A 22,196-nucleotide genomic window follows, 5' to 3' on the forward strand; every position below is an offset into this window, starting at 1 on the left:
GGCACGCGCATAAAAAAGAGAGGCCGGGATGTACATCTATCGCTTGGTCCTGCTTCTGGTCGTGGGGATCTACCTGTTTTCTCCCGCCATCATGGATTGGTGGATCGACGCTACGGGCGCCTGGTATCGCCCTTATCTGCTCTGGCTGATCCTGATTGTCGTGACCTTCATCCTGCAGAGCCAAAAAGATGCCGATGAGCTTTAGCCTGACCCAGATGCTGCTGATCAGCGCCGCCTACCTGGCCGCGCTGTTCGGGGTGGCGTGGATCAGTGAACGGGGCATGATCCCGCGGGCGATCATTCGCCATCCGTTGACCTACACCCTGTCGCTGGGGGTCTACGCCAGTGCGTGGGCATTCTATGGCACGGTCGGTCTGGCCTATCAGTACGGCTACGGTTTTCTGTCCAGTTATCTCGGGGTATCCGGCGCGTTTCTGCTGGCGCCGGTGCTGCTGTATCCGATTCTGAAGATCACCCGCACTTATCAACTGTCGTCGCTGGCAGACCTGTTCGCCTTCCGCTTCCGCAGCACCTGGGCCGGTGCGCTGACCACGATTTTCATGCTGATCGGCGTATTGCCGTTGCTGGCGTTGCAGATCCAGGCCGTGGCCGATTCCATCGGCATCCTCACCGGCGAACCGGTGCAGAATCGCGTGGCCCTGGCGTTCTGCGCATTGATCATCCTGTTCACGATCTTCTTCGGCTCCCGTCATATCGCCACCCGTGAAAAGCACGAAGGGCTGGTGTTCGCGATTGCTTTCGAATCGGTGATCAAACTGGCCGCCCTCGGCGGCGTCGGCCTCTACGCGCTGTACGGCGTGTTCGACGGCCCGCAACAGCTCGAACTGTGGCTGCTGCAGAACCAGACCGCCCTCGCCGCCCTGCACACACCGTTGCAGGAAGGCCCGTGGCGCACGTTGCTGCTGGTGTTTTTCGCCTCGGCGATCGTGATGCCGCACATGTATCACATGACCTTCACCGAAAACCTCAATCCGCGCTCGCTGGTCAGCGCGAGCTGGGGCCTGCCGCTGTTCCTGCTGCTGATGAGCCTGGCCGTGCCGCTGATTCTCTGGGCCGGCCTGAAACTCGGCGCCACCACCAATCCGGAATACTTCACCCTCGGCATCGGCATCGCCGCCAACAGCAAGTCGCTGGCGTTGCTGGCCTATGTCGGCGGTCTGTCGGCGGCCAGCGGCCTGATCATCGTCACCACGCTGGCACTGTCGGGCATGGCCCTGAACCATCTGGTGCTGCCGCTCTACCAGCCACCGGCCGAGGGCAATATCTATCGCTGGTTGAAATGGACCCGCCGGGCACTGATCGTCGCGATCATCATGGCCGGCTTCTGCTTCTATCTGATGCTCGGCGCCGAGCAGGATCTGGCCAACCTCGGCATCGTCGCCTTCGTTGCGACCCTGCAATTCCTGCCGGGTGTGCTGTCGGTGCTGTACTGGCCGACCGCCAATCGCCGCGGCTTTATCGCCGGTCTGCTTGCGGGGATTGTGGTGTGGGTCGTGACCATGCTGTTGCCGCTGGTCGGCAATCTGCAGGGTTTCTATATTCCGCTGCTGAACATGATCTACGTGCTGGACGACACCAGTTGGCACATGGCGGCCATCGCCTCGCTCGCAGCCAACGTCCTGATGTTCACGCTGATTTCGCTGTTCACCAATGCCAGCCCGGAAGAGGCCAGCGCCGCCGAAGCCTGCGCGGTGGACAACGTACGTCGCCCGCAGCGCCGCGAATTGCACGCCGCCTCGCCGCAGGAATTCGCCACGCAACTGGCCAAACCGCTGGGCGCCAAGGCTGCGCAGAAAGAAGTCGAACAGGCCCTGCGCGACCTTTATCTGCCCTTCGACGAGCGCCGCCCTTATGCGTTGCGCCGCCTGCGTGACCGGATCGAAGCCAACCTCTCCGGCCTGATGGGCCCGAGCGTCGCCCAGGACATGGTGGAAACCTTCTTGCCCTACAAGGCCGGCGGCGAAAACTACGTCACCGAAGACATCCACTTCATTGAAAGCCGCCTCGAGGATTACCACTCGCGTCTGACCGGGCTGGCCGCCGAACTCGACGCCTTGCGCCGCTACCACCGCCAGACCCTGCAGGAACTGCCGATGGGCGTCTGCTCGCTGGCCAAGGATCAGGAGATCCTGATGTGGAACAAGGCCATGGAAGAACTGACCGGGATTGCCGCGCAACGGGTGGTCGGCTCGCGCCTGAGCACCATCGCCAATCCGTGGAAAGATCTGTTGCAAGGCTTCATCCACCTGCCCGACGAGCACTTGCACAAGCAGCACCTGGCTCTCGACGGCCAGACCCGCTGGCTGAACCTGCACAAAGCGGCCATCGACGAGCCGCTGGCACCGGGCAACAGCGGCCTGGTGCTGTTGGTGGAAGACCTGACCGAAACCCAGATGCTCGAAGACAAACTGGTTCATTCCGAGCGTCTGGCCAGCATCGGTCGACTCGCAGCGGGTGTTGCTCACGAAATCGGCAATCCGATCACCGGCATCGCCTGCCTCGCGCAAAACCTGCGGGAAGAGCGCGAAGAGGACGGTGAGCTGACGGAAATCAGCGGCCAGATCCTCGAGCAGACCAAGCGCGTTTCACGCATCGTCCAGTCGTTGATGAGCTTCGCCCACGCCGGCAGCCATCAGCACAGCGACGAGCCCGTCTGTCTGGCGGAAGTCGCCCAGGACGCCATCGGCCTGCTGGCCCTGAACCGGCGCAATTTCGAAGTCCAGTTCTACAACCTGTGCGATCCCGATCACTGGGTCGAAGGCGATCCGCAGCGGCTCGCCCAGGTTTTGATCAATCTGCTCTCCAACGCCCGTGACGCCTCGCCTGCCGGCAGTGCGGTACGCGTGAAGAGTGAAGCCGGCGAACACACGGTCGATCTGATCGTCGAAGACGAAGGCAGCGGTATTCCGTCGAGCATCATGGACCGATTGTTCGAACCCTTCTTCACCACCAAGGATCCTGGCGAAGGCACCGGTCTGGGCCTTGCACTGGTCTATTCCATCGTTGAAGAGCATTATGGACAAATCACCATCGACAGCCCGGCTGATGTTCAGAGCCAGCGCGGCACCCGTATCCGGGTGACATTGCCGCGCCATGTCGAAGCGACGTCCGCTGTGAACTGAGACCGTCGAGAGTATCGAATCAATGCCGCACATTTTGATCGTCGAAGACGAAACCATTATCCGCTCCGCCTTGCGCCGCCTGCTGGAACGCAACCAGTATCAGGTCAGCGAAGCCGGTTCAGTGCAGGAAGCACAAGAACGCTTCAGTATTCCCACATTCGATCTGATCGTCAGCGACCTGCGACTGCCGGGCGCTCCGGGCACCGAGCTCATCAAGCTCGGCCAGGGCACGCCGGTGCTGATCATGACCAGCTACGCCAGCCTGCGCTCGGCGGTCGACTCGATGAAGATGGGCGCGGTGGATTACATCGCCAAGCCTTTCGACCACGATGAAATGCTTCAGGCTGTCGCGCGGATCCTGCGCGATCGCCAGTCGGCGCCTGCCGCTGGCGAAGCGGCTCCCGCGAAATCGGCCAATGGCAGCGGCAAATCCGCCATCGACAACAGCAATGGCGAAATCGGCATCATCGGCTCGTGTCCGCCGATGCAGGACCTTTACGGCAAGATCCGTAAAGTCGCGCCGACCGATTCCAATGTGCTGATCCAGGGCGAATCCGGTACCGGTAAAGAACTGGTGGCCCGCGCCCTGCACAACCTGTCGAAACGGGCCAAGGCACCGATGATCTCGGTGAACTGCGCAGCCATCCCGGAAAGCCTGATCGAGTCCGAACTGTTCGGTCACGAGAAAGGTGCGTTCACCGGTGCCAGCGCCGGTCGCGCCGGTCTGGTGGAAGCGGCGGACGGCGGCACGCTGTTCCTCGACGAGATAGGCGAATTGCCACTGGAAGCCCAGGCTCGCCTGTTGCGCGTATTGCAGGAAGGCGAAATTCGCCGGGTTGGTTCCGTGCAGTCGCAGAAGGTCGATGTCCGGTTGATTGCTGCAACCCACCGGGACCTCAAGAGCCTGGCGAAAATCGGTCAGTTCCGTGAAGACTTGTACTATCGCCTTCATGTGATCGCGTTGAAACTGCCGGCCCTGCGCGAGCGTGGCGCCGACGTCAACGAAATCGCCAATGCGTTCCTTGCTCGCCAGAGCGCCCGCATCAACCGCACCGACCTGAAATTTGCCGCCGATGCCGAACAGGCGATCCGGCACTATTCCTGGCCGGGTAACGTGCGGGAGCTGGAAAACGCCGTCGAGCGCGCCGTGATTCTGAGCGAAAGCCCGGAAATCTCTGCCGACCTGCTGGGCATCGACATCGAGCTGGGCAACCTGGAGGACGACGAATTCATCGGCCTGCCGGCGCAAACGGCCGGTAACGCCAGCAACAGCAGCCACGAGCCGACCGAAGACCTGTCACTGGAAGACTACTTCCAGCATTTCGTACTCGAGCATCAGGACCACATGACCGAGACCGAACTGGCGCGCAAACTGGGCGTCAGCCGCAAATGCCTGTGGGAGCGTCGTCAGCGTCTGGGCATTCCACGGCGCAAGACCGGGGTCGCCAGCGAGAGCTGAACGTTACCTGTCGAGTGGGCGGGTAACGGTTGAGGATGTGAAAAAACTGTTACCTCAGTCTTTTCACGTAACAGAAGCCGGGGTTATCGGTAACGAAACCCCGGCTTTTTTTCGCCTTGCGAAAACGGTTATATCGACCTAACCCCTTGTTTTATTGGGTTTCGCAAAAGTTGGCACGGCACCTGCTATATGTTTGGTACAAGAACAATAACAAGCAATGCACAAGACAATAAAAATAAGACGAATCGACTCACGCACAATAAAAACAAGACGGCGAGAGGCGCAGCTAACTGATTCTTTTGGAGAGGCGTTGTATTTGGGGCTAGCCCCACGACCAGGCCGAGAACAACAAAAACTGTCTTAAGACAGAGCCTGTACTGGTTGGATCGCAAGATCACTGCAACACAGCGACCAAAGCAATCCGTTTGCTCTTGGCTCCCGATTGGGAGGGCCATGAAGGAAAAGCTTCATGGCGAGGGCACTCAACAAAAACAAGAAGCCCGAATCAATAATAAAAAGAGCACGCAACTACTTCTTGGGGAGCTTCGGCTCCCCTTGTAGTTTCTCCTTTACGGCAAATCCCCCCTTCTGACGCATCTTCACCCCCTCTAGCCTGCGGCTTGCAGCGCAAAACGGCAGCGTCCTACACCATCCCTCGACTAAATGCTAGAATCCCGGCCCATCATGCGGTCATTCTCTGGTATGGCCGAACATTCCTTCAAACAGTGCATCCCATGCTGAAGAAGCTGTTCCAGTCATTCCGAACTCCCCTGCGTCGTACGCAACACATCCGTAGCACGCCTGAAGTCCTCAACAGCGGCCAACATTCGCTGCAGAAGGCGCAATTCAGCCGTTACGCGGTCAACATCGTCGAACGTCTGCAGGGCGCCGGCTACCAGGCCTACCTGGTTGGCGGTTGTGTGCGAGACATGCTGCTGGGCATCACGCCCAAAGACTTCGACGTCGCCACCAGCGCCACCCCCGAGCAGGTTCGCGCCGAATTCCGCAATGCGCGGATCATCGGCCGCCGCTTCAAGCTGGTACATATCCATTTCGGTCGCGAAATCATTGAAGTCGCGACCTTCCGCGCCAATCACCCGCAAAACGAAGACGACGAAGACAGCAACCAGTCTTCGCGCAACGAGAGCGGGCGCATTCTGCGTGACAACGTCTACGGCACCCTGGAAGAAGACGCGCAACGCCGCGACTTCACCATCAACGCCTTGTATTACGATCCGGTCAGCGAGCGCATCCTCGACTACGCCAACGGCGTACACGACATCCGCAATCACCTGATCCGCCTGATCGGCGACCCGAAGCAGCGTTACCAGGAAGACCCGGTGCGGATGCTGCGGGCCGTGCGTTTCGCCGCCAAGCTCAATTTCGGTATCGAGAAGCACACCGTCCAGCCGATCCGAGAACTGGCGCCGATGCTGCGCGAGATTCCGTCGGCCCGTCTGTTCGAGGAAGTGCTCAAGCTGTTCCTCTCCGGTCACGGTGCCATCACCTTCGAGATGCTGGTCGACCTGCAACTGTTCGCGCCGCTGTTCCCGGCCAGTGCCGATGCGCTGGAACACAACCCGGAATACACCCACACGCTGATCAGCGAAGCACTGACCAACACCGACCTGCGGATCAAACAGAACAAACCGGTGACCCCGGCGTTCCTGTTCGCCGCGCTGCTGTGGCCTGCCCTGCCGGCCCGCGTGTTGCGTCTGCAAGAGCGCGGCATGCCGCCGATTCCGGCCATGCAGGAAGGCGCTCACGAACTGATCGCCGAACAGTGCCAGCGTATTGCGATTCCGAAACGCTTCACCATGCCGATCCGCGAGATCTGGGACATGCAGGAACGCCTGCCACGCCGCAGCGGCAAACGCGCCGACCTGCTGCTGGACAATCCGCGCTTCCGCGCCGGCTACGATTTCCTGCTGCTGCGTGAGAGCGCCGGTGAGCAGACCGATGGCTTGGGCGAATGGTGGACCGATTATCAGGACGCCAACGACAGCGAACGTCGCGACATGATCCGCGACCTCAGCGGCAAGGGTGATGACGCCAGTGGCGCACCGCGCAAGCGTCGCCGCAGCAGCGGTTCCAAACGCAAACGCGCTGGCGCACCGAGCGCCACGGGCGAATAAGGCATGGAACGCATCTACATCGGCATGGGCAGCAACCTGGCTGACCCGGCTGAACAACTGCGCAGCGCGGTCGACGCGCTGGGGCAATTGCCCGACACCGAACTGGTCGGCGTGTCTGCCTTCTACCAGAGCGACTCGCTACTGCCGGGCCAACCGCGTTACACCAACGCGGTTGCCGCACTCGACAGCACACTTGCCCCGCTGGAACTGCTCGACGCCCTGCAAGCCATCGAAAACGGTCAAGGCCGCGAACGACTGGAGCGTTGGGGCCCACGCACGCTGGATCTGGACATTCTGCTGTTCGGTGATCGCCTGATCGAAGAGCCGCGCCTGAAAGTCCCGCATTACCACATGCAGGAACGCGCGTTCGTTCTCTATCCCCTGGCCGAACTGGCGCCCGAAGATCTGCGTCTGGCCGATGGCCGCACCCTTGCCGATCTTCTTGCAGCCTGCCCGTTCGTCGGCCTCGAACGCCTCTCCCACGCCTGATACAAACCGCTGATGCGGGAGCCCATCGGCTCCCGCATTTTGCTTTCTTGTAGGACAAAAACCCCGCAGATCAGGCCCGCCGGCCCGCTGAATCGCATCAGTAACGCCGGTAACACTCCCCTCGTAACAATGCGGTAACACATGCAATTGACTTCCTGAGGCCTCATCACGACTATAGGCGTCCCGCTGCCGCCAACCCGGCATACAAGGGCGCAATCCAGGCCTTATAAGCACGACAAAAGAGCGTGCGCCTGAATAGATGACGAATCACGCGCGTTACTCGCAGTAGTTTCCAAAGCGCCTGAACGAGGATTTCTTACATGCCAGCCATCACCCTGACCACGCTCCAGAGCCTCAAGCAGAAAGGTGAAAAGATCACCATGCTGACCTGCTATGACGCGACCTTCGCCCACGCCTGCAACGAGGCCGGTGTCGAAGTGCTGCTGGTGGGCGACTCCCTCGGCATGGTTCTGCAGGGTCACGACAGCACCCTGCCGGTGACCACCGCAGAAATGGCCTACCACGTTGCCAGCGTCAAACGCGGCAACTCTGATGCCCTGATCCTGGCCGACCTGCCGTTCATGGCCAACGCGACCCTCGAACAAACCATGACCAACAGCGCCCTGCTGATGCAGGCCGGCGCACACATGGTCAAAGTCGAAGGCGCGCTGTGGTTGGCGGACTCGATCCGCCTGCTGGCCGAACGCGGCGTGCCGGTCTGCGCCCACATGGGCCTGACCCCGCAAGCCGTGAACATTCTCGGTGGCTATAAAGTGCAAGGTCGCAACGAGAACCAGGCACGCCAGATGCGCGCCGACGCGATCTCGCTGGAGCAGGCCGGTGCAGCCATGCTGCTGCTCGAATGCGTGCCGAGCGAACTGGCGGCTGAAATCAGCCAGGCCGTGAAAATTCCGGTGATCGGCATTGGCGCCGGTTCGGATACCGACGGTCAGGTGCTGGTACTGCACGACATGCTCGGCCTGTCGATCAGCGGCCGCGTGCCGAAGTTCGTGAAGAACTTCATGCAGGGTCAGGACAGCATCCAGTCCGCGCTGAAGGCTTACGTCAGTGAAGTCAAAGCCACCACTTTCCCCGGAATCGAACACGGATTCTCTGCATGAACACCGTCAAAACCGTACGTGAACTGCGCGCCGCCGTGGCGCGCGCCCGCAGTGAAGGCAAGCGCATCGGCTTCGTGCCGACCATGGGCAACCTGCACAGCGGCCACATCGCGCTGATCACCAAAGCCACCCAGCGCGTGGACTTCGTGGTCGCGAGCATTTTCGTCAACCCGCTGCAGTTCGGCGCCGGCGAAGACCTCGACAAGTACCCGCGCACCCTGGCGGCGGATCAGGAAAAACTGCTGGAAGCCGGATGCGATCTGCTGTTCGCCCCGACCGTCGAGGAAATGTACCCCGACGGCATGGCCGGTCAGACCCGGGTCAGCGTGCCGCAACTGTCCGAAGGCCTGTGCGGCGCCAGCCGTCCGGGGCACTTCGAAGGCGTGGCGACGGTAGTCAGCAAGCTGTTCAACATGGTCCAGCCGGACCTGGCGATCTTCGGCCAGAAAGACTTCCAGCAACTGGCAGTGATCCGCGCGCTGGTGCACGACCTGAACATGCCGATCCAGATCATTGGCGAGCCGACCGTACGCGCCGCCGACGGTCTGGCGCTGTCGTCGCGCAACGGATTCCTCAGTGAAGAACAGCACGCCGTGGCGCCGGTGGTCTATCGCACCCTGAGCAGCATTGCCGAGTCGATCAAGCAAGGCGAGCGCGACTTCCCTGCCCTGATCCAGGCGCAACGCCAGCAACTGGAAGCCGCCGGCCTGCGTCCGGACTACCTGGAAATCCGCCACGCCCTGACCCTGCGTCCGGCAACGGCGGACGATCGTGATCTGGTGATTCTGGTCGCGGCCTTCCTTGGCACCACCCGGTTGATCGACAACCTGCACCTGAATCTCGATACCCCCGCCTGAACACCGGCAAACGCTGTAGGAGCAACCCCGCTCCCACAGCGTTTGCACGCACTTCCAGACCGTATTGCTGAGCACCTGCCCATCGGGCAAACTTCCTGCCGTTCGACGCCACGCGATAAGCAGGGACTTGCTCGCATTACTCGCCGTCTGTCGGCCCCGTCTGTTATCAATGTTAAAAAAGTACCGAAAACAGGTCAGACAAAGCCAAGACAGATCGCGGCGCTGGGTTTACTGTATTCGCCCTGCGCCAAAGTAATCGTGTCGACGCAGTTGCCCCCTCGCCCAAACATGGCGGGGAGGTCTTTTCAGAGTTCAAAAGGCCGTTCAAGTAAAAAGGAAAACCGCAGCGATGGCGTACTACCGCACTCCTCATGACGTTACCGCTCTGCCTGCCTGGCAAGCGTTGAAAGACCACCGCCAAGCCATGCAGGATTTCAGCATGCGCGAAGCCTTCAACGCCGATCCGCAGCGCTTCAATCAGTTCACTCTCAGCAGCTGCGGACTGTTTCTCGACTATTCGAAGAATCTGATCAACGCCGAGACCCGCAACCTGCTGGTGGGTCTGGCCAATGAAGTCGATCTCAAAGGCGCGATCAAGGCGCTGTTCGACGGCGAAATCGTCAACTCCTCCGAAGGCCGCCCGGCGCTGCACACCGCCCTGCGTCGCCCGGTCGGCGACAAGCTGTCGGTCAACGGCGTCAACGTGATGCCTGAAGTACACAAGGTGCTGAACCAGATCACCGATCTCGTGGGCCGCATCCACGACGGTCTGTGGCGTGGTTACACCGAGAAGCCGATCACTGACGTTGTGAACATCGGCATCGGTGGCTCGTTCCTCGGCCCCGAGCTGGTCTCCGAAGCCCTGCTGTCCTACGCCCAGAAAGGCGTGCGTTGCCATTACCTGGCGAACATCGACGGCAGCGAATTCCACGAGCTGACGCAAAAACTGCGCGCCGAGACCACGCTGTTCATCGTTTCGTCGAAATCGTTCAACACCCTCGAAACCCTGAAAAACGCCCAGGCCGCCCGTGCCTGGTACCTGGCTCAGGGTGGCTCGGAAGCCGAGCTGTATCGCCACTTCATCGCCGTATCGAGCAACAACGCGGCAGCCGTGGCCTTCGGTATCCGCGAAGAGAACATCTTCCCGATGTGGGACTGGGTCGGCGGTCGTTACTCGCTGTGGTCCGCCATCGGCCTGCCAATCGCGCTGGCCATCGGCATGTCCAACTTCAAGGAACTGCTGTCCGGTGCCTACACCATGGACCAGCATTTCCAGAGCGCGCCGTTCGAACAGAACATGCCGGTACTGCTGGCCCTGCTCGGCGTGTGGTACGGCAACTTCTGGGGCGCGCAGAGTCACGCGATCCTGCCGTACGACCACTACCTGCGTAACATCACCAAGCACTTGCAACAGCTGGACATGGAATCCAACGGCAAGAGCGTGCGTCAGGACGGCACCCCGGTGTCGACCGACACTGGTCCGGTGATCTGGGGCGGCGTCGGCTGCAACGGTCAGCATGCTTACCACCAGTTGCTGCACCAAGGCACCCAACTGATTCCGGCCGACTTCATTGTGCCGATCGTCAGCTTCAACCCGGTCTCCGACCACCACCAGTGGCTGTACGCCAACTGCCTCTCGCAGAGCCAGGCGCTGATGCTCGGCAAGACCCTGCCGGAAGCCGAAGCGGAATTGCGCGACAAGGGCATGAGCGAAGACCAGGTGCAAAAAATCGCACCGCACAAGGTGATCCCGGGCAACCGTCCGAGCAACACCATCGTGGTCGAGCGAATCAGCCCGCGTCGTCTCGGCGCACTGGTGGCGATGTACGAACACAAAGTCTTCGTGCAAAGCGTGGTCTGGGGCATCAACGCCTTCGACCAGTGGGGCGTGGAACTGGGCAAGGAACTGGGCAAGGGCGTGTACAACCGTCTGGTCGGCAGCGAAGAAACCGCCGCTGAAGACCCGTCCACCCAAGGCCTGATCAACTACTTCCGCGGCCGTCACCGCGGCTGATCCTGCCCTGAACACACCCCCTCGCCATGAGGGGGTGTTTGTTTACAGGTATTGAACCCTCTCCGCTCTCGGCGCATCTTTATCCTTGTCGCACAACAAGAATAAGGAACCGTCATGTTCGATATCAGCACGTTCCCCAAAGCCGATGCCGTCCGCCGGGCTGCACAGTTGAGTCAGGACGACTACCAGCGCCTGTACCGCGAATCCATTGAACACCCCAGCACCTTCTGGGCCGAGCAGGCCACCCGCTTCCTCGACTGGAGCACGCCGTGGCAGACCGTCCAGCGCTATGACCTGAAGACCGGCGAAGCCGCCTGGTTTGCCGGTGGCAAGCTGAACGTCAGCTACAACTGCATCGACCGCCATCTGGAAACGCGCGGCGATCAGACCGCCATCCTCTGGGAAGGCGACGACCCGGCCGAGTCGACGCAAATCACCTACAGCAAACTCCATCACCACGTCTGCCGCCTGGCCAACGTGCTGAAAAGCCGTGGCGTGAAAAAAGGCGACCGGGTGTGCATTTACATGCCGATGATCCCCGAAGCCGCCTACGCCATGCTCGCCTGCGCACGGATCGGCGCGATTCACTCGGTAGTGTTTGGCGGTTTCTCCCCGGACTCATTGCGCGACCGCATTCTCGACGCTGACTGCCGCACCGTAATCACCGCCGACGAGGGCGTGCGCGGTGGCAAATTCGTGCCGCTGAAACAGAACGTCGACAGAGCCCTGCAGAGTTGTCCGAATGTCAGCACCGTCGTGGTGGTCGAGCGTACCCAGAACAAAGTCGACTGGGTCGAAGGCCGCGACCTCTGGTATCACCAGGCCGTGCGCGACGTCAGCGACGATTGCCCGCCGGAACCGATGGACGCCGAAGACCCGCTGTTCATCCTCTACACCTCCGGCAGCACCGGCAAACCCAAGGGCGTGTTGCACACCACCGGCGGTTACCTGCTGCAGGCGGCGATGACCTTCAAGTACGTCCTCGACTACCGCGACGGCGAAGTGTTCTGGTGCACCGCCGACGTCGGCTGGGTTACCGGCCACAGCTATATCGTCTACGGCCCGCTGGCCAACGGCGCCACCACCCTGATTTTCGAAGGCGTGCCGAGCTACCCGAGCACTTCGCGTTTCTGGCAGGTGATCGACAAACACAAGGTCAACATCTTCTACACCGCCCCCACCGCCCTGCGCGCATTGATGCGTGAAGGCGCCGGGCCCTTGCAGGAAACTTCGCGACAAAGCCTCAGATTGCTCGGCAGTGTCGGTGAGCCGATCAACCCGGAAGCGTGGGAATGGTATTTCAACGTGGTCGGCGAACAACGCTGCCCGATAGTCGATACGTGGTGGCAGACCGAAACCGGCGGCATCATGCTCAGCCCGCTGGTCAGTGCTCAGCGGATCAAACCGGGCTGCGCCACCCAGCCGATGTTCGGCGTGCAACCGGTGCTGCTCGATGAGCACGGCAAGGAAATCAAGGGCGCCGGCAGCGGCGTGCTGGCGATCAAGTCGAGCTGGCCGGCACAGATCCGCAGCGTCTACGGCGATCCGCAGCGCATGGTCGACACCTACTTCAAGCCCTATCCCGGTTACTACTTCACCGGCGACGGCGCCCGCCGCGACGAGGACGGCGATTACTGGATCACCGGGCGCATCGACGACGTGATCAATGTCTCCGGCCATCGCATCGGTACCGCCGAAGTGGAGAGCGCGCTGGTGCTGCACGACAGCATCGCTGAGGCCGCCGTTGTCGGTTATCCCCACGATGTCAAAGGTCAGGGGATTTATGCGTTCGTCACACCGATGAACGGCACCGAGCCCAACGATGAACTGAAGAAAGAACTGCTGGCCCACGTCAGCAAGGAAATCGGCAGCTTCGCCAAACCGGACCTGATTCAGTGGGCCCCGGCCCTGCCGAAAACCCGCTCGGGCAAGATCATGCGGCGGATCCTGCGCAAGATCGCCTGCAACGAACTCGACAGTCTTGGCGACACCTCGACGCTGGCGGATCCGAGCGTGGTGCAGGGCTTGATCGATAAACGCCTGAACCAGTAAGGCCGCAAAAGCATCGCGAGCAGGCTCGCTCCCACAAGGACTTATGATCGTCTGTGGGAGCGAGCCTGCTCGCGATGGGAACCCCTCGATTGCCTGCCAAACTGCTAAACTCCCGCGCCCCGATTCCCTCCAGCAAGGCGCCCGCATGTCTTCCTTGAACCTGGCGCTGCGCGCCGCCCTCGACCAACGCCAGGATCTGCTCGCCGAGCTGCACAGTCAGGGCACCGACTGCTATCGGCTGTTCCACGGCAGCCAGGAAGGCGCCGGCGGCCTGACCATCGACCGCTACGGCCCGCAACTGATGGTGCAAAGTTTCCACCAGACCCTGGCGCGCGAAGACCTGCTGCAACTGCACGCCATGGTCAACCAGACCCTGGGCCTTGAAACCCTGCTGGTCTACAACGACCGCTCCCGTGGCAACTCGCGGATCGATCGCGAGGACAGCGTCTACCGCGCCGAAGATGCAGCGCTGGTCGATCTGGTCGGCCACGAATGGGGCCTGAATTATCGTGTGCGCGGACGCCACGCCGGGCAGGATCCGCTGCTGTTCCTCGACCTGCGCAACACCCGCGGCTGGGTCAAGGATCACGCCAAGGGCAAAAGCGTGCTCAACCTGTTTGCCTACACCTGCGGCGTCGGTCTGAGCGCAGCGGCCGGCGGGGCGCGCGAAGTGTGCAACCTGGATTTCGCCGAGGGCAATCTGGCAGTGGGGCGCGAGAACGGTCAGCTCAATCCGCAACTACCGACCATGGAATTCATCCAGTCCGACTACTTCCCGGCGATCCGCCAACTGGCCGGCCTGCCGATCAGTCAGCGTCGCGGGCAGAAACTGCCAAGCTATCAACGCCTCGAACAGCGCCAGTACGATCTGGTGCTGCTAGACCCGCCCGCGTGGGCCAAGAGTGCGTTCGGCACCGTCGACCTGCTGCGCGATTATCAAAGCCTGCTCAAGCCAGCCCTGCTGACCACCGCCGAGAATGGCGTGCTGATCTGCTGCAACAATCTGGCGAAAGTCAGCATGGACGACTGGCGCGAACAGGTGCTGCGCTGCGCCGAAAAAGCCGGGCGGCCGGTGCGTGAATGGAGCGTGATGACGCCAGGTGCCGACTTCCCTTCGCGGGATCAACAACCGCCGTTGAAGACACTGATTCTGCAGCTCTGATCTTTACCCCAGCAGGAGCAGCCTTCGGAAGCTCCTACAGAAATTGCAGACAAATCTGAACAATCCTGTCTCGTGCGATGTACTTCGGAACCGGAATCGCGTGCCATACTCCAAGGCACTCCGATTCAGACAGATGAAGCCGCACATGCCCAAAGGATTGATTCGCGCGATTGGCGCCCTGTTGACTGCCCTGGCCCTCTACAGCCTGCTGGGGTTCCTGATTTTGCCGGGCATTGCGCTCAGGGTGATAAATCAGCAACTGGCCAACTACGCCACGGTGCCGGCGCATCTGCAGCGCATCGAACTCAACCCGTTCAGCCTTGAACTCACGCTGTGGGGCCTGGTGATCGGCGAGCCGGGCAAAGAACAGGTCGGCTTCGAACGTCTGTACGCCAACCTGCAACTCGACAGCCTGTGGACCAAAGCCCTGCATCTGTCCGATATCGAACTGGAAAAATCCAAAACCGAGATCCTGTTCGCCAAGGACGGCCAGCTCAATCTTCTCGGTCTGTTCAAGCTCCCGGCCAGCGAGCCCACCCCGGCCGATCCCGACGCCAAACCGTTTCCGCTGCGCATCGACCGGATCCAGCTGGCCGGCGGCAACCTGCATTTCGTGGATGCACGCCCCAGCGAACCCATCGAGTTCGTTTACGACAAACTCGATTTCGAACTGAAAAACCTCAGCACGCTGCCCGAAGACAATGCCGACATGACCCTCGTCGCGATCGGCCCGGCCGGTGGGCAGATCGACTGGAAAGGCAATTTCAGCCTGGTTCCGATCGCCTCCGAAGGCACCCTCAAGATCACCGACGGCAAGATGAAAGCCTTCTGGCCTTACGTGCGCGACGCCGTGCCACTGGTGCTGGAAGAGGGTGTCGTCAGCCTGAGCACCGACTACAAGCTCAACCTGTCCAAGGAAACCGAACTGCTGCTGAGCAACGTGGCGGTCAACATCGCGCCGTTCGCGATCAAGGCGCCGGACGGACGTCAGCTGGCAAAACTCGAGCGTCTCGACGTCAGCGACACCACCGTGGACCTGGCCAAACAGCAAGTGGTGGTTGGCAAGATCCGCAGCCAGAAACTGGAAACCTGGGCTGCGCTTGAAGCGGATGGACAACTGGACTGGCAGAAACTGTTTGCCAGCCAACCGTCCAAACCCGCCGCCAAAGCGGCGGCGGAACCGAAAAGCACCCCGGCCGCCGCCGATTCGCCGAAACCCGAGCCGACCGCGCCGAGCAAGCCATGGCAGGTGCTGCTCAAGGACGTGCAACTGCGTGACTACAAAGTGCATCTGGCCGACCGCTCGGCGAAGCCCGAAGTCACTCTGGATGTCACCCCGCTGAACGTCGATCTGCAGAATTTCGACAGCCTCAACGGCTCGCCTTTCAACCTCAAACTCGACACTGGCCTTGGCAGGCAAGGGAAAATCAGCGCCGACGGTGTGGTCAATCTGGCCCCGGTCACCGCGCAGCTCAACGTGAAAACCCAGGACATCGACCTGCGGGTCGCGCAGTCCTACATCAACCCGTTCATTCGCCTCGAACTGCGCAGCGGCATGCTCGGCAGCGACCTGAAAGTGAACCTGAAAAGCACTGACCCGCTGGCCCTCAGCGTCACCGGTCGCGCTCAGGTCGATCAGTTGCACACCCTCGACACCCTGAAAACCCGCGACTTCCTCAAGTGGCAGCAAGTGGTGGTCGAAGGCCTGAACTATCAGCACGGCGACAGCCTGTCGATCGACAAGGTCAACCTGTTCCAGCCGTACGCGCGGTTCATGATCAACGATGACCGCACCACCAACATCGACGACCTGTTGATCCCGCAACCGGCCGATTCCGGGGCGAAGACCGCTGTGGCGAAACCGGCGAGCAATGACAAACCGCTGGGCATTCACATCGGCGGCATCGCGATCAACGACGGCTCGGCCAACTTCGCCGACTTCAGCCTGACCCCGAACTTTGCCACCGCGATCCAGCAGCTCAACGGCCAGATCGGCACCATCGACAGCCGTCAGGCGAAGCCCGCCAGCGTCGACGTCAAAGGCAAGGTCGACCGCTATGCGCCAGTAACCATCAAAGGCGCGGTCAACCCGTTCGACCCGATGGCCAGCCTCGACATCGCCACCAGTTTCAAACGCGTCGAACTGACCACCCTGACCCCCTACTCCGGCAAGTTCGCCGGCTACCGGATCCGCAAGGGCCGACTCAATCTCGACCTGCATTACCTGATCACCAAGGGCCAGCTCAAGGCCGAGAACAAAGTGGTGGTCGAGCAACTGCAACTGGGTGAGAAAGTCGACAGCCCGGATGCCGTGAGCCTGCCGCTGAAACTGGCGATCGCCCTGCTCAAGGACGTCGACGGCAAGATCTCCATCGAGCTGCCAGTGACCGGTGACCTGAACAACCCGCAATTCAGCGTGATGCCGATTGTCTGGCAGACCCTGCGCAACCTGATCGTCAAGGCCGCCGCCGCACCGTTCAAGCTGATTGGCGGACTGGTCAGTGGTGGTGGCTCGGAAGACCTCGGCACCGTGTCCTTCGCACCGGGTTCCAGCGATCTGAGCAAAGATGCCGAAGCGGCGCTGGTGAAACTGTCGCAAGCGCTGAAGGAGCGGCCGGCCCTGCGTCTGGAAATCGAAGGCACCGCGGCAAAAAGCAGTGACGGTCCGTTGCTCGCCGAACAGCGCCTGGAACGCGAATACCAGTACAACTACTACAAGATGCTCCAGCGCCGGGGCGACAAGGTGCCGGCTCAGGCTTCGCTGATCCAGGTACCGGACAACGAAAAAGGTCCATTGCTCGAAGGCATCTACCGCACCCGTCTGAAAACCCAGCCCCCGGCCGAATGGAAGGATCTGGGCAAGGAAGAACGCACCGCGAAAATGCGCGCCGATGTGATCAAGTTCTGGAGCTCCAGCGACGTGCTGCTGCGCCAGCTCGGTCAGGACCGGGCCAGCAGCATCAAGGATTACCTGGTGGACAAGGGCCAACTGGCCGACGATCGCGTGTACTTCATCGACGCCAATCTCGGAGAAGCGGAAAGCGACGGTCGAGTGGTGACACAAATGCATCTGGATGCCGAGTGATGAACTGCAAATGGCTGGCTGCACTGGGGCTGGCGTTGATCGCCAGCCAGGCTGCGGCGTCCGATACCCTGCGCTGCGGCAGCCAACTGGTGAGCCTTGGCGACCGCGCCAGCGAAGTGTTGCAAAAATGCGGTGAGCCGGTCAGCCGCGATCTGCTCGGTTACAAGCGCAGCGCCAACCGTCGTGAAGAGTTTCAGGTCGAGGAATGGACCTACGGCCCGAGCAACGGCATGTATCAATACCTGCGCTTCGAAGGCAATCGCCTGAAGCAGATCAACAGCAAGCGCGGCAACTGACCTCCGTACTTTTCCTGCCCGTGAAATAGAACAGGCCCCGACACATGTGCCGGGGCCTGTAATGGCCACAATCCTTGTGGCCGGTCGCATGAACTCTAAAGTGCGGCAGACGTATTGCTCGGCCCGCCTGTCGCGTCTTCTCCCGGTTCAGGCGAGAAGTCTTGCCTTACTCGGCTTTCAGGCCGTCAGCGGAGACCGCTTTCACGCCTTTGATTTTCTTGGTGATGTTCACTGCGGTGGTTTTCTGGGCTTCGGTGATGGCGACCTCAGAGGACAGGGAAACCACACCTTTGTTGGTTTCGACTTTGATGTCGGTACCAGGAATGCCTTTTTCGGTTACCAGGTCGCTTTTGACTTTGGTAGTGATCCAGGTATCGGAAGTAGCTTCTTTAGCCTTGGTGACTTCACCGGCAGCCAAGGTCATTGGCGCCTGAGTGGCCTGAGTCGATTGAGCAAATGCACCGGAAGCCATGGTCAGGGTCAGCGCGGTAGCAGCAGCGGCAGTGATAGCGAACTTCTTCATACGAGTAACTCCTGTTTTTCTGGAAAGTCTGCTGCGTATCTTGTCAGCAGGGTTACCGGAGATATTGCGAACGCTGTGCCAACTTTGAAACACGGAATAAATCTATATAAATCAATAAGTTAAGAAAATAGTAATTTCTCGGAATCATGCAAATTGCATGACCGGTGATTTAACTGCATGCAACTTGCAGACTGAAGCTGGCGGCTTAAGGCCATGATTCACAGAGTTTTTTTCGCATAAAACGGCGCAAAAAAAGCCCCGCCGGTTCGGCGGGGCTTTGTGTCACTCGGCTTGGATCAAGCGCCAGTGCATTGTTTGGGCAGATACTCCTGCGCGGCGGTACTGGTGCAGCTCCAGCCATTGGTCGCGTCACGGGTCAAGGTAATGGTTTTGCTCAGCACCGGTGCCGGCGCGTTGACTAATGTGCACACAATTGTCCCGGCACCAGTGGATGCAGTACCAGTAACGGCCAGCGTGCAGTTACTGGTAGCGGCAGCACCGCCAGGTCCGGTGTTGGCAGTAGTGGGTGCAGTACCGGCATTGATGACATCCTCATACGGCACTTTCATCGCCGAGATCTCGGCCAGCCCCGCCGTCACCTTCGACCGCGCCTGATATTTGGAGTACTGCGGCAGCGCCACAGTCGCGAGAATACCGATGATCGCCACAACGATCAGCAGCTCGATCAGAGTGAAACCTTGTTGTTTCTTCATAGACACGCTCCATGCATGAGTCGGAATCTCATGATCTGAAAAGGACTCAGCACAGCCCGTGCCAAGCGCTCGCAGCCCCGGCCTGCTGGGCGTGAACCGGACGTCGTGCCGATTCCTACAACCCGTAACCGCACTATCTGACACTTTTTGTCACCTGCACCCCGGGTGTTTGGCGCTGTCACTTGACTAGGCTATAAGTCATGAACGGCAAGCATGTGGAAACCCCATGAATGACATCGCTCTGAGCGGTCTGGCCAAACAACTGGTCCAGGCCGAATTGCTCACGGAAAAGAGTGCCCAGCAAGCCTGGCAACAGGCGCAGCGCAATCGCCTGTCGCTGGTCAGTTACCTGGTGCAGAACAAACTGGTGAAGAGCTGGCAGGTCGCCGAAATAGCCTCGGAGCATTTCGGCATGGCATTTCTCGACCTCAACTGTCTCGACAAGGAAACCCAGCCCAAGGGCCTGGTCAGTGAAAAACTGGTGCGTCAGCACCACGCCCTGCCCCTCTGGCGGCGCGGCAACAAACTGTTCGTGGGGATTTCCGACCCGAGCAATCATCAGGCGATCAATGACATTCAGTTCAGCACCGGGCTGAGCACCGAAGCCATTCTGGTCGAGGACGACAAACTCACCGACGCCATTGAAAAATTCTTCGACACCCACGCCACCGGCCTGGAGGAGATGGCCGATGTCGACCTCGACGGGCTGGATATCGAATCGGTCGACGACAGCAAGCAGGACACGCTCGGCGGGATCGATGCGGACGATGCCCCGGTGGTGCGCTTCGTGCACAAGATGCTGCTGGACGCGATCAAGAGCGGCTCGTCCGACCTGCACTTCGAGCCTTACGAAAAGAATTACCGGGTGCGGGTGCGCACCGACGGCATTCTGCGGGAAGTGGCCAAGCCGCCGATTCAGCTCGCCGGGCGCATTGCCGCGCGCCTGAAGGTCATGGCCAGCCTCGACATTTCGGAGCGGCGCAAACCCCAGGACGGGCGGATCAAGATGCGTCTGTCGAAGAGCAAGTCGATCGATTTCCGGGTCAACACTCTGCCCACGCTCTGGGGCGAGAAAGTGGTGATGCGGATCCTCGACCCGTCCAGCGCCCAGATCGGCATCGATGCCCTCGGCTACGAGCCGGAGCAGAAAGACCTGTACATGGCCGCCCTCAAGCAGCCGCAAGGCATGATTCTGGTGACCGGCCCCACCGGCTCGGGCAAGACCGTGTCGCTGTACACCGGGCTGAACATCCTCAATACCGTCGACATCAACATTTCTACCGCCGAAGACCCGGTGGAGATCAACATGGAAGGCATCAACCAGGTCAACGTCAATCCACGCCAAGGGTTGGACTTTGCCCAGGCCCTGCGCTCGTTCCTGCGTCAGGACCCGGACGTGATCATGGTCGGCGAGATCCGCGACCTCGAAACCGCCGAAATCGCGATCAAGGCCGCCCAGACCGGGCACCTCGTGTTGTCTACCCTGCACACCAACAGCGCAGCGGAAACTCTGACCCGCCTGCACAACATGGGCATTCCCGGCTTCAACATCGCGACCTCGGTGAGCCTGATCATTGCCCAGCGCCTGGCGCGAAAACTCTGCAGCCACTGCAAGAAACCCATCGAAATCCCTCGCGAAACCCTGATCAAGGAAGGTTTCCCCGAGGAACGCATCGGCCATTTCACGATCTATGAGCCCTCTGGTTGCGATCACTGCAACGGCGGGTACAAGGGTCGCGTGGGGATTTATGAAGTGGTGAAGAACACCCCCGAGCTGCAACGGCTGATCATGGCCGAGGGCAACTCACTGGAAATCGATACCCAGATGCGCCGGGACGGCTTCAACGACCTGCGCACCTCGGGCCTGATCAAGGCCATGCAAGGCATCACCGGCCTTGAAGAAATCAACCGGGTCACCAAGGACTGAACATGGCGGTCAAGGCAGCGAAAATCAGTGTCTACGCCTGGGAAGGCACGGACCGCAAAGGCAGCAAGGTGACCGGCGAGCTGAGCGGCCAGAACCCCGCACTGGTCAAGGCCCAATTGCGCAAGCAGGGCATCAGCCCGGGCAAGGTACGCAAGAAATCCGCCTCGTTGCTGAGCTTCGGCAAGCGCATCAAGGCCCAGGACATTGCCCTGTTCACCCGGCAGATGGCGACCATGATGAAGGCCGGCGTGCCGCTGTTGCAGTCGTTCGACATCATTGGCGAAGGCTTCGAGAACCCGGCCATGCGCAAGCTGGTCGACGAGGTGAAACAGGAAGTCGCCGCCGGCAACAGCTTCGCCGCCGCGTTGCGCAAGAAGCCTCAGTATTTTGACGAGTTGTACTGCAACCTGGTGGATGCCGGCGAGCAGTCCGGCGCGCTCGACACCCTGCTGGAGCGGGTCGCGACCTACAAGGAAAAGAGCGAAAGCCTCAAGGCCAAGATCAAGAAGGCCATGACCTACCCGTCCGCCGTGGTGCTGGTGGCGGCGGTGGTTACCGGGATTCTGCTGGTCAAGGTGGTGCCGCAGTTTCAGTCGGTGTTCTCTGGCTTCGGTGCCGAACTGCCAGCCTTCACATTGATGGTGATCAGCCTGTCCGAGTTCATGCAGCAATGGTGGTGGGCGATTCTCGGTTTGCTGGTGGCCGGCTTTTTCGGCACCCGCCATGCCCTGAAAAAATCCCAGGCTCTGCGCGACCGACGCGACGCCTGGTTTCTCAAGCTGCCGCTGGTGGGCACGCTGATGTACAAGTCCGCCGTGGCGCGGTTTGCCCGTACCCTGTCGACCACCTTCGCAGCCGGCGTGCCGCTGGTGGAAGCGCTGGACTCGGTGGCCGGGGCCACCGGCAACGTGGTGTTCAAGCGCGCCGTGCTGCGTATCCGTCAGGACGTTTCCACCGGTATGCAGCTGAATTTCTCGATGCGCTCCACCGGCATCTTTCCGAACATGGCGGTGCAGATGACCGCCATCGGCGAAGAGTCCGGCGCACTGGACGAGATGCTCGACAAGGTCGCGGGTTTCTACGAGGACGAAGTGGACAACATGGTCGACAACCTCACCAGCCTGATGGAGCCGTTCATCATGGTGGTGCTCGGGGTGATCGTCGGCGGTCTGGTGGTGGCGATGTACCTGCCGATCTTCCAACTCGGCTCAGCGATCTGA

General features: G+C 60.7%; 16 protein-coding genes. 14 read left to right on the forward strand and 2 right to left on the reverse strand.

The window, feature by feature from the left end:
* The first annotated feature begins 28 nt into the window (after positions 1–28).
* The 12 genes from ABTV87_RS24820 to ABTV87_RS24875 all read left to right on the forward strand — a co-directional run bounded on the left by ABTV87_RS24820 (position 29) and on the right by ABTV87_RS24875 (position 17,813).
* On the forward strand, positions 29–205 hold the full coding sequence (locus ABTV87_RS24820) for a hypothetical protein (RefSeq protein ID WP_003176118.1): 177 nt from the start codon (positions 29–31) through the stop codon (positions 203–205).
* Complete coding sequence (locus ABTV87_RS24825; protein WP_007959612.1) at positions 189–3,143, forward strand: sensor histidine kinase; 2,955 nt, start codon at positions 189–191, stop codon at positions 3,141–3,143. The genes ABTV87_RS24820 and ABTV87_RS24825 overlap by 17 nt, the downstream gene beginning before the upstream one ends.
* A 22-nt stretch (positions 3,144–3,165) precedes the next feature.
* Positions 3,166–4,602, forward strand: a complete 1,437-nt coding sequence (locus ABTV87_RS24830) for a sigma-54-dependent transcriptional regulator (protein ID WP_433898517.1) — start codon at positions 3,166–3,168, stop codon at positions 4,600–4,602.
* A 734-nt stretch (positions 4,603–5,336) separates the two neighbouring features.
* Positions 5,337–6,737 carry a polynucleotide adenylyltransferase PcnB gene (locus ABTV87_RS24835; RefSeq protein ID WP_007959609.1) on the forward strand — a complete coding sequence of 467 codons (1,401 nt, stop codon included), beginning with the start codon at positions 5,337–5,339 and terminating at the stop codon, positions 6,735–6,737.
* 3 nt (positions 6,738–6,740) lie between these two features.
* A complete protein-coding gene (folK, locus tag ABTV87_RS24840) occupies positions 6,741–7,226 on the forward strand; it encodes a 2-amino-4-hydroxy-6-hydroxymethyldihydropteridine diphosphokinase (protein ID WP_433898518.1) in 486 nt (161 codons plus the stop codon).
* A gap of 320 nt (positions 7,227–7,546) precedes the next feature.
* On the forward strand, positions 7,547–8,347 hold the full coding sequence (gene panB / locus ABTV87_RS24845; protein WP_039771642.1) for a 3-methyl-2-oxobutanoate hydroxymethyltransferase: 801 nt from the start codon (positions 7,547–7,549) through the stop codon (positions 8,345–8,347).
* A complete protein-coding gene (gene panC, locus ABTV87_RS24850; RefSeq protein WP_433898519.1) occupies positions 8,344–9,204 on the forward strand; it encodes a pantoate--beta-alanine ligase in 861 nt (286 codons plus the stop codon). The genes panB and panC overlap by 4 nt, the downstream gene beginning before the upstream one ends.
* 349 nt (positions 9,205–9,553) lie before the next feature.
* Complete coding sequence (gene pgi, locus ABTV87_RS24855) at positions 9,554–11,218, forward strand: glucose-6-phosphate isomerase (RefSeq protein ID WP_375747895.1); 1,665 nt, start codon at positions 9,554–9,556, stop codon at positions 11,216–11,218.
* Between the two features lie 114 nt (positions 11,219–11,332).
* Positions 11,333–13,270, forward strand: coding sequence for an acetate--CoA ligase (acs, locus tag ABTV87_RS24860; RefSeq protein WP_433898520.1), 1,938 nt, complete (start codon positions 11,333–11,335; stop codon positions 13,268–13,270).
* 145 nt (positions 13,271–13,415) lie between these two features.
* Positions 13,416–14,432 (forward strand): class I SAM-dependent rRNA methyltransferase, encoded by a 1,017-nt coding sequence (locus ABTV87_RS24865; protein ID WP_433898521.1) that lies wholly within the window; start codon positions 13,416–13,418, stop codon positions 14,430–14,432.
* Positions 14,433–14,565: 133 nt separating this feature from the next.
* Positions 14,566–17,517: a DUF748 domain-containing protein gene (locus ABTV87_RS24870; RefSeq protein ID WP_433898522.1), complete on the forward strand. Its 2,952-nt coding sequence runs from the start codon at positions 14,566–14,568 to the stop codon at positions 17,515–17,517.
* On the forward strand, positions 17,517–17,813 hold the full coding sequence (locus tag ABTV87_RS24875; RefSeq protein WP_007959599.1) for a DUF2845 domain-containing protein: 297 nt from the start codon (positions 17,517–17,519) through the stop codon (positions 17,811–17,813). Before ABTV87_RS24870 ends, ABTV87_RS24875 begins: the two co-directional genes overlap by 1 nt.
* 166 nt (positions 17,814–17,979) lie before the next feature.
* On the opposite strand, the gene ABTV87_RS24880 is transcribed toward ABTV87_RS24875, so the two are convergent.
* Positions 17,980–18,336: a BON domain-containing protein gene (locus tag ABTV87_RS24880; RefSeq protein ID WP_007959598.1), complete on the reverse strand. Its 357-nt coding sequence runs from the start codon at positions 18,334–18,336 to the stop codon at positions 17,980–17,982.
* Positions 18,337–18,632: 296 nt separating this feature from the next.
* Entirely contained in the window at positions 18,633–19,049 is a 417-nt protein-coding gene (locus ABTV87_RS24885) for a pilin (RefSeq protein ID WP_433898523.1), read from the reverse strand.
* A 226-nt stretch (positions 19,050–19,275) separates the two neighbouring features.
* On the opposite strand from ABTV87_RS24885, the gene pilB reads away from it, so the two are divergent.
* Both pilB and ABTV87_RS24895 read left to right on the forward strand, forming a co-directional pair.
* On the forward strand, positions 19,276–20,976 hold the full coding sequence (gene pilB / locus ABTV87_RS24890; protein ID WP_221535412.1) for a type IV-A pilus assembly ATPase PilB: 1,701 nt from the start codon (positions 19,276–19,278) through the stop codon (positions 20,974–20,976).
* A 2-nt stretch (positions 20,977–20,978) separates the two neighbouring features.
* Positions 20,979–22,196 carry a type II secretion system F family protein gene (locus ABTV87_RS24895; RefSeq protein ID WP_221535411.1) on the forward strand — a complete coding sequence of 406 codons (1,218 nt, stop codon included), beginning with the start codon at positions 20,979–20,981 and terminating at the stop codon, positions 22,194–22,196.

The sequence above is a fragment of the Pseudomonas sp. PSE1(2024) genome, from assembly GCF_050990555.1.
In the GTDB taxonomy this organism is placed as follows: domain Bacteria; phylum Pseudomonadota; class Gammaproteobacteria; order Pseudomonadales; family Pseudomonadaceae; genus Aquipseudomonas; species Aquipseudomonas aphyarum.

What these genes read in the sequence shown, in the direction of transcription:
- ABTV87_RS24825 (WP_007959612.1), top strand. Translation starts at nt 189, where the DNA reads ATGCCGATGAGCTTTAGCCTGACCCAGATGCTGCTGATCAGCGCCGCC.
- pgi (WP_375747895.1), top strand. Translation starts at nt 9,554, where the DNA reads ATGGCGTACTACCGCACTCCTCATGACGTTACCGCTCTGCCTGCCTGG.
- ABTV87_RS24820 (WP_003176118.1), top strand. Translation starts at nt 29, where the DNA reads ATGTACATCTATCGCTTGGTCCTGCTTCTGGTCGTGGGGATCTACCTG.
- ABTV87_RS24865 (WP_433898521.1), top strand. Translation starts at nt 13,416, where the DNA reads ATGTCTTCCTTGAACCTGGCGCTGCGCGCCGCCCTCGACCAACGCCAG.
- ABTV87_RS24835 (WP_007959609.1), top strand. Translation starts at nt 5,337, where the DNA reads ATGCTGAAGAAGCTGTTCCAGTCATTCCGAACTCCCCTGCGTCGTACG.
- ABTV87_RS24880 (WP_007959598.1), bottom strand. Translation starts at nt 18,336, where the DNA reads ATGAAGAAGTTCGCTATCACTGCCGCTGCTGCTACCGCGCTGACCCTG.
- acs (WP_433898520.1), top strand. Translation starts at nt 11,333, where the DNA reads ATGTTCGATATCAGCACGTTCCCCAAAGCCGATGCCGTCCGCCGGGCT.
- panB (WP_039771642.1), top strand. Translation starts at nt 7,547, where the DNA reads ATGCCAGCCATCACCCTGACCACGCTCCAGAGCCTCAAGCAGAAAGGT.
- panC (WP_433898519.1), top strand. Translation starts at nt 8,344, where the DNA reads ATGAACACCGTCAAAACCGTACGTGAACTGCGCGCCGCCGTGGCGCGC.
- ABTV87_RS24830 (WP_433898517.1), top strand. Translation starts at nt 3,166, where the DNA reads ATGCCGCACATTTTGATCGTCGAAGACGAAACCATTATCCGCTCCGCC.
- ABTV87_RS24870 (WP_433898522.1), top strand. Translation starts at nt 14,566, where the DNA reads ATGAAGCCGCACATGCCCAAAGGATTGATTCGCGCGATTGGCGCCCTG.
- ABTV87_RS24895 (WP_221535411.1), top strand. Translation starts at nt 20,979, where the DNA reads ATGGCGGTCAAGGCAGCGAAAATCAGTGTCTACGCCTGGGAAGGCACG.
- folK (WP_433898518.1), top strand. Translation starts at nt 6,741, where the DNA reads ATGGAACGCATCTACATCGGCATGGGCAGCAACCTGGCTGACCCGGCT.
- ABTV87_RS24875 (WP_007959599.1), top strand. Translation starts at nt 17,517, where the DNA reads ATGAACTGCAAATGGCTGGCTGCACTGGGGCTGGCGTTGATCGCCAGC.
- ABTV87_RS24885 (WP_433898523.1), bottom strand. Translation starts at nt 19,049, where the DNA reads ATGAAGAAACAACAAGGTTTCACTCTGATCGAGCTGCTGATCGTTGTG.
- pilB (WP_221535412.1), top strand. Translation starts at nt 19,276, where the DNA reads ATGAATGACATCGCTCTGAGCGGTCTGGCCAAACAACTGGTCCAGGCC.